General features: G+C 43.6%; 10 protein-coding genes. 8 read left to right on the plus strand and 2 right to left on the minus strand.

The features are described 5' to 3' along the window. Window positions 1–1589 (minus strand): Ig-like domain-containing protein (locus tag NWP21_RS11280; protein WP_280792767.1); only part of this gene is annotated, 1589 nt, incomplete at its 3' end. 275 nt (window positions 1590–1864) lie between these two features. On the opposite strand from NWP21_RS11280, the gene NWP21_RS11285 reads away from it, so the two are divergent. Together NWP21_RS11285 and NWP21_RS11290 are read left to right on the plus strand one after the other, a co-directional pair. Then, entirely contained in the window at window positions 1865–2662 is a 798-nt protein-coding gene (locus NWP21_RS11285; RefSeq protein ID WP_280792768.1) for a PhzF family phenazine biosynthesis protein, read from the plus strand. Window positions 2663–2733: 71 nt separating this feature from the next. Continuing rightward, window positions 2734–3183: a DUF4332 domain-containing protein gene (locus NWP21_RS11290; RefSeq protein ID WP_280792769.1), complete on the plus strand. Its 450-nt coding sequence runs from the start codon at window positions 2734–2736 to the stop codon at window positions 3181–3183. A 4-nt stretch (window positions 3184–3187) separates the two neighbouring features. Here NWP21_RS11290 and NWP21_RS11295 read toward each other — a convergent pair whose 3' ends face one another. Then, window positions 3188–3802, minus strand: a complete 615-nt coding sequence (locus NWP21_RS11295) for a TetR/AcrR family transcriptional regulator (RefSeq protein WP_271733106.1) — start codon at window positions 3800–3802, stop codon at window positions 3188–3190. Between the two features lie 152 nt (window positions 3803–3954). Between NWP21_RS11295 and NWP21_RS11300 the strand changes: the two genes are divergently transcribed. The 6 genes from NWP21_RS11300 (at window position 3955) to NWP21_RS11325 (ending at window position 9249) form a co-directional block, all read left to right on the plus strand. After that, window positions 3955–5565: a pitrilysin family protein gene (locus tag NWP21_RS11300; RefSeq protein WP_280792770.1), complete on the plus strand. Its 1611-nt coding sequence runs from the start codon at window positions 3955–3957 to the stop codon at window positions 5563–5565. 35 nt (window positions 5566–5600) lie between these two features. Next, complete coding sequence (locus NWP21_RS11305; RefSeq protein WP_280792771.1) at window positions 5601–7106, plus strand: pitrilysin family protein; 1506 nt, start codon at window positions 5601–5603, stop codon at window positions 7104–7106. A gap of 246 nt (window positions 7107–7352) precedes the next feature. Then, window positions 7353–7592 carry a hypothetical protein gene (locus NWP21_RS11310; protein WP_280792772.1) on the plus strand — a complete coding sequence of 80 codons (240 nt, stop codon included), beginning with the start codon at window positions 7353–7355 and terminating at the stop codon, window positions 7590–7592. Window positions 7593–8201: 609 nt separating this feature from the next. Beyond that, window positions 8202–8453, plus strand: a complete 252-nt coding sequence (locus NWP21_RS11315) for a hypothetical protein (RefSeq protein ID WP_271733113.1) — start codon at window positions 8202–8204, stop codon at window positions 8451–8453. A gap of 169 nt (window positions 8454–8622) precedes the next feature. Continuing rightward, window positions 8623–8871 carry a hypothetical protein gene (locus NWP21_RS11320; RefSeq protein ID WP_271733115.1) on the plus strand — a complete coding sequence of 83 codons (249 nt, stop codon included), beginning with the start codon at window positions 8623–8625 and terminating at the stop codon, window positions 8869–8871. A gap of 138 nt (window positions 8872–9009) precedes the next feature. Beyond that, window positions 9010–9249 (plus strand): hypothetical protein, encoded by a 240-nt coding sequence (locus NWP21_RS11325; RefSeq protein WP_271733117.1) that lies wholly within the window; start codon window positions 9010–9012, stop codon window positions 9247–9249. Window positions 9250–9507: the final 258 nt, after the last annotated feature.

Consider the following 9507-nt stretch of genomic DNA (forward strand, 5'->3'; position numbering starts at 1 on the left):
GTAAAGGCAGGGGATGTACCGATATTGCCGGCTGTATCTGTTTGGGTGGCGGTGATGTTTTTACCTGTTCCCTGTCCAATGGTGGTGATGTTGGCTGGTGTCAGGCTGTAGGTGAAGTTGCCATTTCCATCCACCGGGGCTGTACCAAGTTCTGTACTGCCGAAACTGATGGTGACATTGCTACTACCTGGTTCTGCTGTACCTACTACTGTGTTGTCCCCATCTACACCACTGACTCTGCTATCTACTCCACCAATGCTGATAATTGTGACTGTGGGTGGTATGGTATCTACCAGGATATCGTCGCTGAAGGGAGTGGCGATCGCCACCACCTCCAACTGGAGCAGGTCGCTCACGTCACTGCTGTTACCGCCAGACTCAGGATCGCCCCACGTGACCACCGAGCCATCTGCCCTCAGTGCTGCGAAGGCAGACCCAGTGGAGAATATCTTCCAGACATCGGTCAGCAGGTCGCTCACGTCACTGCTGTTACCGCCAGACTCAGGATCGCCCCACGTGATCACCGAGCCATCTGCCCTCAGTGCTGCGAAGGCAGACCCAGTGGAGAATATCTCCCGGACATTGGTCAGCTGGCTAGCCACGGAACTGCTGTTACCGCCATAGTTAATATCGCCCCAGGTGACTACCAAGCCATCTTCCCTCACAGCAGCGAAAGCCCGGTCGTTAGAGAATATCTGGGTGACATTGGTCAGCTGGCTAGCCACGGAACTGCTGTTACCGCCATAGTTAATATCGCCCCAAGTAACGACAGTGCCATTACCCTTGCGTGCCGCGAAAGCCCGCTCAGTAGCAAATATCTGCCGGACATCAGTGATCGGGTTTGTATTACCGCCATACTGAGAATCGCCCCAAGTAACGACGGTGCGATCGACCCTCAGCGCCGCGAAAGCACCCTCAGTAGCGAATATCTGCCGGACACCGGTCGTGATCTGTCCAGTCACGTTCGCGTCAATGCTGTTACCACCATACTGAGGATTTCCCCAGGTAACAACCGAGCCATCAACCTTCAGCGCTGCGAAGGCATACCTAGTAGAGAATACCTGGGTGACATTGGTGAGCTGGTTAGCCAGTCCTGCGTTACCGCCATAGTCACTATTGCCCCAGACGACAACGGTGCGATCGCCCTTCAGTGCGGCAAAGGCCTGCTCAGTAGAGAATATCTGGGTGATATTGGTGAGCTGGTTAGCCACATCACTGCTGTTACCGCCAGGGTTAGACTGACCCCAGGTGACGACGGAGCCATCAACCTTCAGCGCTGCGAAGGCATACCTAGTAGAGAATATCTGGGTGACACCGGTGAGCTGGTTAGCTACCGCACTGCTGTTACCGCCACTGTTAGGTTTCCCCCAGGTGACGACGGAGCCGTCTTCCTTCAGGGCTGCAAAGGACCCCCCAGTAGAGAATATCTGGGTAACCCTGGTCAGCCGGTTAGCTACTGCGCCGCTATTACCACCATACTGAGGATCGCCCCAGGTCACGACTCTGCCATTACTTCTGATGGCTGCGAAGGCACGCTCATTCGCCCATTCCTGATGACTTCGACCTGGGCTGGCTATTAAGTTGTTCATTTAATACCCCATAAACACAGTTATACTTAGTAATTTACAGATATTTTTGGCTGTCGCCAAAAATATACCGTGACTGCAGCCCAGATATTCTTAACAAGATATATCAGATGATACCTGAGTTATATCAAAAATACTTTCAAAATTTACTTATAGTAATACTGACGTGATGTAAAGTTTGGATGTTGGATGTTTTGATGATGATTAAACGCACAAGGGGCGCAAAGGTAAGCGCAAAGTTACGCTGAGGTGTTTGTTAATTTTAAGAGGTTGGTGTTATGGGGCAGTTAGTTACTCAGGTTGATGCTTTTACTAATATATGTTTTGCTGGTAATCCGGCGGCGGTTTGTGTTTTGTCTGAGTCTCAAGATGATGGCTGGATGCAGAATGTGGCTCAGGAAATGAATTTATCTGAGACGGCTTTTTTACTCCAACAGGATGATGGTTTTAGGTTGCGTTGGTTTACTCCTACTGTGGAGGTCCCTCTGTGTGGTCACGCAACTTTGGCCAGCGCTCATGTGTTATGGTCTGAGGGGTATTTGTCCGGTGATGCAGTTGCTCGTTTTTATACTAAAAGCGGTGTTTTGATTGCTCAACGGTTGGGTGAGTGGATTTGTTTAGATTTTCCGGTGAATATTTCTCAAGTTACAGTTGCACCTCCCGCATTAACTGCGGCTTTGGGTGTACCTTGTAACTTAGTGCTGCAAAATTCTCTGGGCTATTTGGTAGAGGTGGAGTCGGAGGAGTTGGTACGACAAATGCAGCCGAATTTACAAGAGTTAAAAACTTTACCTATGGCTAATGTGATTGTGACTAGCCGCAGTGTTGCTGGTTCTGAATATGACTTTATCTCTCGGTTTTTTGCACCGGGTTTAGGTATAGATGAAGACCCTGTGACTGGGGCTGCCCATTGCTGTCTGGCTCCATTCTGGCGCGATCGCTTGGGTAAAAATGAGTTTTTGGCTTTTCAAGCCTCCCATCGTGGTGGAGTGGTTAAGGTGAGTTATTCAGGGGGCGATCGCGTGTTGCTTTCAGGACAAGCAGTAACTGTCATGCGGGGGGAATTGATTACTTAAAAAAGTCCGCCTACCCCTACATAAAAAAACCCTCAGATTAACTTCCAGCAGAGCCACACTCCACCTTGCAAATGTCCTTTAAACAGCCAAATGATACAAATCAGATGAGAAGTTGTGACTGGCCGATTCAAAAATTACCTGGATTAAGTCAGGAAGACCAAGCCCAATTGCAAAATTGTGGAATTACAACCACAAAAGACCTAATTAAACAAGGAAAAACTGCCCAAAGTAGGGTGGATTTGGCAAATAAACTACAGGTTAATCTTCAATATGTAAATAAATGGATGGCTTTAGCGGATTTAGCGCGTATTCCTGGTATAGGAGTGCAATATTGCGGTTTATTGCTCCATTCCGGTATTGGTTCTGTAGCACAACTGGCTCAAACACCCACCTACAGGGTACACCAACAAATTATGCGCCTGCAAGTCTCAACAATGCAACGCCGAGATTTGTGTCCAGCTATTGATGTGGTAGAACAGTGGAGTCAACAAGCAAAAATAGTGCTGAGTTCTCAGGAGTGATGTATTATTCCTTGGCCAACACGCCATTGAGAAAAATGTCGGCTAATCCTTCGGCCATTTGCTGCATTTCCTGGGGGGAAGCATCGGGAGCTATAACAGTATTGTTAGAGAAACCGGCGATCGCAAACATTCCTAAAAAAACCTTAGCCACCAGTTTAGCATCGGTTTGGCGATAAATCCCCTTATCCATGGCAGTTTGAAAGAAAGCTTCAGCCACACCGGTCATTTTATCAATGACTTCTTCTTGAATGCGATCGCGCAAATCTGGATGAAACTGGACTTCCATAAAACAGACCCTCATCATATCTACATTTTTATGTAGATTCCACATCCGGCGGCGCATCACTTGTGCAATAGCCTTATAACTACCCATTTCACTCAATTCTGTGAGCAAATCTGTTAAAATATCGACCCACCCACTAGTAGCTACTTCCACTAAAATGGATTTTTTATTAGGAAAATGACGAAACAGAGTACCCTCAGCAACCCCAGCTGCTTGTGCTAAGTCACGGGTGGTAGTACCATCAAATCCCTGAGAAGCAAACAACTTCTGTGCGGACTCTAAAATGCGGGTACGTGTTTGTGCTTCTGAAGGCGGAGGTGAATTAAAAACTCGCATAATAACTTATGGTGTGATCTTCCGAAGGCGGTTTGTATCATTATTCTCTAATATCAGGTACCAAAAACACAGAAACTTAAATACAAGGTTAACGCCCTGTTTGTTACTTAGCACATTTCTTAGATAATAGAACTTTAATTTTATTGTCGCTTATGAATCAGCCCCCTCGTTCAATTTTGGCTTGGTCATTGCGTCGGCTCTCGACCATTTTGATGGTACTCCTAATTTTATGGTGTGGGTTACTGCCAAACACAGCTCTAGCTGACACTCAAACGGCAAATCCTCTGCAAAGAATCCTGCAATTTCGTCAAAAACCACCACACAAGAGTTCAATTCAACCTTATTTAGATCGGGTAATTGAGCAACTAACAGAGTTTCGCCTGGATAATGGGATGAAATTCATTGTCTTAGAAAGACATCAAGCGCCTGTAGTTTCTTTTGTTACTTATGCTGATGTGGGCGGTGTGGATGAGCCGGATGGTCAAACTGGTGTAGCACACTTTTTAGAACATTTAGCATTTAAAGGTACTAAGCGTATTGGTACAAAAGACTACGAGGCAGAAAACCTATTACTAGACCGCCTAGAAGAGTTAGATGCCCAAATTAGAAGCGCAAAAGCCAATGGTAAACAAGATGATATCACTCAATTACAAACTGAATTTAAGCAAATACAGTCCCAAGCAGACCAGCTAATCAAACAAAACGAATTAGGGCAAATTGTCAACCAAGCCGGGGGGGTAGGTTTAAATGCTACTACTTCTGCCGAAGCTACTAAATACTTTTACAGCTTTCCTTCTAATAAGTTGAAACTGTGGATGTCACTCGAATCAGAGCGATTCTTAGAACCTGTACTACGTCGCGAGTTTTACAAAGAAAAAGATGTAATTTTGGAAGAACGCCGGATGCGGGTAGATAATTCGCCTATCGGTACAATGGTGGAAAACTTTATCGATACTGCTTTCACAGTCCATCCCTACCGGCGACCGGTGATTGGTTATGAAGAGGATATCCGGAATCTGACACCCGAAGATGTACAAAACTTCTTTAACGCTCACTATGTACCGAGTAATTTAACCATTGCCATTGTCGGAGATGTCGATGCGGCCCAAGTGAAAAGACTGGCAAAAATTTACTTTGGCCGCTATCAAGCCAAACCAAAAGCAGCAGCAAAGATTCCACCCGAACCACCGCAAACACAAACACGAGAATTTACTTTAGAGTTACCCTCCCAACCTTGGTATTTAGAAGGCTATCACCGACCATCAGTTAGCCATCCCGATGATGCAGTTTATGAAATTATCGCAGGTTTATTAAGTAATGGGCGTACGTCTCGTTTGTATAAATCTTTGGTAGAACAGCAGCGACTGGCCTTAAATGCTGAGGGTTTTAGTGGCTTTCCTGGTGATAAGTACCCAAATCTAATGTTATTTTATGCGCTTACGGCTCCCGGTCACACTGTGGATGAGGTGGCCTTAGCTTTGCGACAGGAAATTGACAAATTGAAAGCTCAACCTGTGACGGCGGCTGAGTTGCTACGGGTGAAAACTCAAGCACGGGCGAGTTTGTTACGTAGTCTTAATTCCAATATGGGTATGGCCCAGCAGTTATTAGAAGCGGAGGTAAAAACTGGTTCTTGGCGCAATTTGTTTGAGCAGTTAGATGCAATTTCGGCGGTGACACCTGCGGATATTCAACGGGTAGCTCAGGCAAGTTTTACATCACAAAACCGCACGATTGGTAAGTTGTTGTCACAACAAGGTTAACACAATGAAGCACACACAGGCTCAGGAGACGAAGAATGGGATTGAGAATTTTCAATGTTAAATTTAGGTTTGGCAAGAGTAGGAGTCTATTTTATGGTTTGATTCTGGTTGTTGCCTGTTTGTTGATCAGTTTTAACTTTTCTTGGGCGGCGACGGCAGCGGCTAAACACTATACTGAGTTAGCTCTGCCACCATTGCCTGAGATTAAGTTACCCAAAAATGAGCGGTTTGTGCTGGATAACGGTTTGGTTGTGTATTTAATGGAAGACCATGATTTACCGTTGGTAAATGGTATCGCTTTGATCCGGACTGGAAGTCGCCTAGAACCGGCTGATAAAATCGGGTTGGCTGGTTTTACTGGTGCGGTGATGCGGACTGGGGGAACTCAGAAGCATTCGGCTGATCAGCTCAATGAGATTTTAGAACAACGTGCTGCTACTGTGGAAACTGGTATTAGTGAAGCTTCAGGTAGTGCTAGTTTTCAGTCTCTCGCCGAAGATTTAGAAACGGTGTTTGATTTGTTTGCGGAGGTATTGAGACAACCTGTATTTGCCCAAAAACAGTTAGATTTAGCTAAAACCCAGGCTAGGGGTGGTATTGCTCGCCGTAATGATAATCCAGATGGTATTGCTAGACGAGAATTTCAGAAATTAATTTATGGCAATGATAGCCCCTATGCTCGCACTATGGAGTATGCCACCCTAGATAATATTTCCCGTGAGGATTTACTACCGTTTTACCAGCAATATTTTCATCCCAATAATATGATTTTAGGGATTGTAGGGGATTTTGAACCGCAGAAAATGCGATCGCTCATTCAAGCTAAGTTTGGCGATTGGGAACCCCACCCCGAAATTACTCCACCCCAGTTATCCGAGGTAACCCCAGCTAATACGGGTGGGATATTTTTTGTAGACCAACCACAACTAACTCAGAGTAGTGTCCTAATTGGACATCTGGGTGGTCAGTTGGACAATCCCGATTATGCTGCACTGGATGTATTGAATGGGGTATTAAATGGGTTTGGTGGACGTTTATTAAATGAGGTGCGATCGCGCCAAGGTTTAGCTTACTCTGTATATGCCTACTGGAGTCCGCGCTTCGATTACCCAGGAATGTTTATTGCAGGTGGACAAACCCGGTCAGATGCTACTGTGCAATTTGTCCAATCGGTACAAGCCGAAATCAAGCGTCTGCAAGCACAACCAGTGACAGCGCAGGAACTAGCTTATGCTAAAGAGTCTACTCTCAACTCCTTTGTATTCAACTTTGAAGACCCTGCTCAAACCTTATCACGGTTAATGCGATACGAATATTACGGCTATCCGGCTGATTTCTTATTTAGGTATCAAAAAGCCGTAGCCGCCACAACTGAAGCTGATGTGCAACGAGTAGCACAAAAATACCTCAAACCCGAAAAAATGGTAACTCTGGTAGTAGGGAACCAGACAGCCATTCAACCGCCATTGACGCAACTAGCAGCAACGGTAACCCCCATAGACGTGACAATTCTCATGTCCCAATCACAGGCGCAGAATTAAAAGTTCGCTGGAGACGCGAGACGTCGCGTCTCTAATCCCTAATAAACAAGTCAAGATGTAAAACTGCTAACTGGGCAAAACATCGGTTTTTCAGACGTAACTACTTGATTTTTGTCTAGAAAATTCACAAAGTTTCTTGACTTTTACCAATGAAATTGTCAAATATAAGAAAGAAATTATAATTTTGAGCATAATTCTGTCAAAAGCCTAGTAAGTCTCACCGGAAGTATTTAGGGAGTTAATCACATGGCAAGGATAACAATTGAGGATTTGTCCCTTCTTAAGGTTCAACAGATTCTCAATGAAATCACAGATGGGGAAATGAACAGGGTGGAGGGAAGTCAAGGAAGCGATATCAATGAACAGTCTTTAGCTAATAATCTAGATCAAAATCTAGATAATCTTCTTTTTAGCTTAAGAACCCAAATGGGTGTGGTGATTGTTGGTGCTAGAACTATGTTCAATGAAGGATTCAATTCTTTGTAAGCAATTTCTCTAATTAAATATTTAAAATAATGCTTGATTTTGAGGTAAATTAACTTCAAGATCGCTAAATTAACCTATAAATTAATTTATAGAAATAAATATCATCTGACATCTTCTTAGAGGATGTTTGGACAGTCATGATTACTGTATCGAATATTATTTGACCCCACCCTAACCCTCCCCTTGTAAGGGTAGGGGACTGGATTTGATTGTTTTTTGTGTGTTACCCAATCCTTCGGTGTTCCCTGTTCCGGTGTTCCTTAAGATAAAAATTACCTGTTTAATACTTTCCAAACATCCTCTTAGAGCAATTCTGTGGAAGCCTCCCATGGACCTTCTGTTCATGTCTCCTAGCCATGACTGTATCCAGTTCATGACTAAATATGCATTGGGTATCTTGAAATTTTTTCCAAAATAATTAGACGATAATTAGTTTCATAAATGTCATACATTTTCCAGACAAAAATCTTGAATATATGTCTTTTTAACAAGCTGTTTACCCTTGACTTTCTGATTTTTAATCAATAAAAATAGCAGTAACAGTTAAGCAAACACAGCTTGATTGCCTACCAATTTCATTTACCAAGAACAAGTGCTTGAGGAGCTAATATGGCAAACATCAAACTGTCTGAACTAAACGCTACTGGTTCTGAATTATTTCAAGATTCTGAGAGTTTTCTCAATGAATTACAGGATGTAGATTCTATTTCCGGTGGCGATACCTCTGGTCATGGTGATGGCTACGGCTACCCAGGAGTCAGTGGTATTTCTACACTGACTAAACTAGCCGAAGCATTTGTTACGGTCTATGCCATTGGTCATGTTACCGAACTAGCTAAGTCATTTAGTCAAGCATACTAATGGCTTCAGGTAACTACTAAGCTATCGGGCTTTTTAGGGGTTAAAGCCAATCAGTAATCTATGTTATCAACATGAATTTTACTGATGATTAATAATCCCTAAAAACCAAGCAGCTGCAACAATTTTCTGTGAGCTTGCTTAATTGGGACAAGACTATTAGGAGTAAATCATGGCTAATATCAAACTTTCTGAACTAAATACTGCTGGTTCTGAATTGTTTCAAGATTCCGAAAGTTTCTTGAACGAATTCAGCGATGTAGACTCCATCTCCGGTGGACAAATCGGTGTCGCTACAGGTGCTACATACGGCGCTAGCAACCTTCTAACATTAACTAAGTTAGCTGAAGCATTTGTGATTACATATGCCGTTGACCATGTGACTGTCTTGGCTAAATCATTCAGTTTAGCCGGCATCTAATAATTCTGCATCACTACAGAGCTTGATGGTTTTTCAGGGACTAAAGGCATAATCTTGTGTTATTACCAATTATCCCTGTGTTCTAGCTAATCTATGCAATCTTCAGTGTCATTACAACAGGTCTTTTAGGAGCAAATCATGGCAAATATTACACTGTCTGAACTACACGCTGCTGGTTCTGAATTATTTCAAGATTCTGAAAGTTTTCTGAATGAATTCAGCGATGTAGACTCCATCTCTGGTGGTCAAGTTGGCTTACGTCCAGTCCAGGCTGCTGCTAGTAATCCTATGACTCTTATGAAGTTAGCAGAGGCTTTTGTGACTATATATGCCATTGACCATGTGACTGCCTTAGCTAAGTCATTCAGTCAATTTTAATGACTTCAGGTAACTACTGAAATTCATGGCTCTTGAGGAATTAAAGGTAAGAACTAATTAATATGATTACCAATAATTCCTCAGATCCGGCTAGACACCATCTTGATCTTAACTGCAACAAACAAGTCTTCACAAGTCTTTTAGGAGTACATCATGGCTAATATTACTCTTTGTGAATTACACGCTGCTGGTTCTGAATTGTTTCAAGATTCTGAAAGTTTCTTGAATGAACTCAACGATGTTGATTCTATCTCTGGT

The organism is Anabaenopsis sp. FSS-46 (assembly GCF_029891665.1).
Classification (GTDB): Bacteria; Cyanobacteriota; Cyanobacteriia; order Cyanobacteriales; family Nostocaceae; genus Anabaenopsis; species Anabaenopsis arnoldii.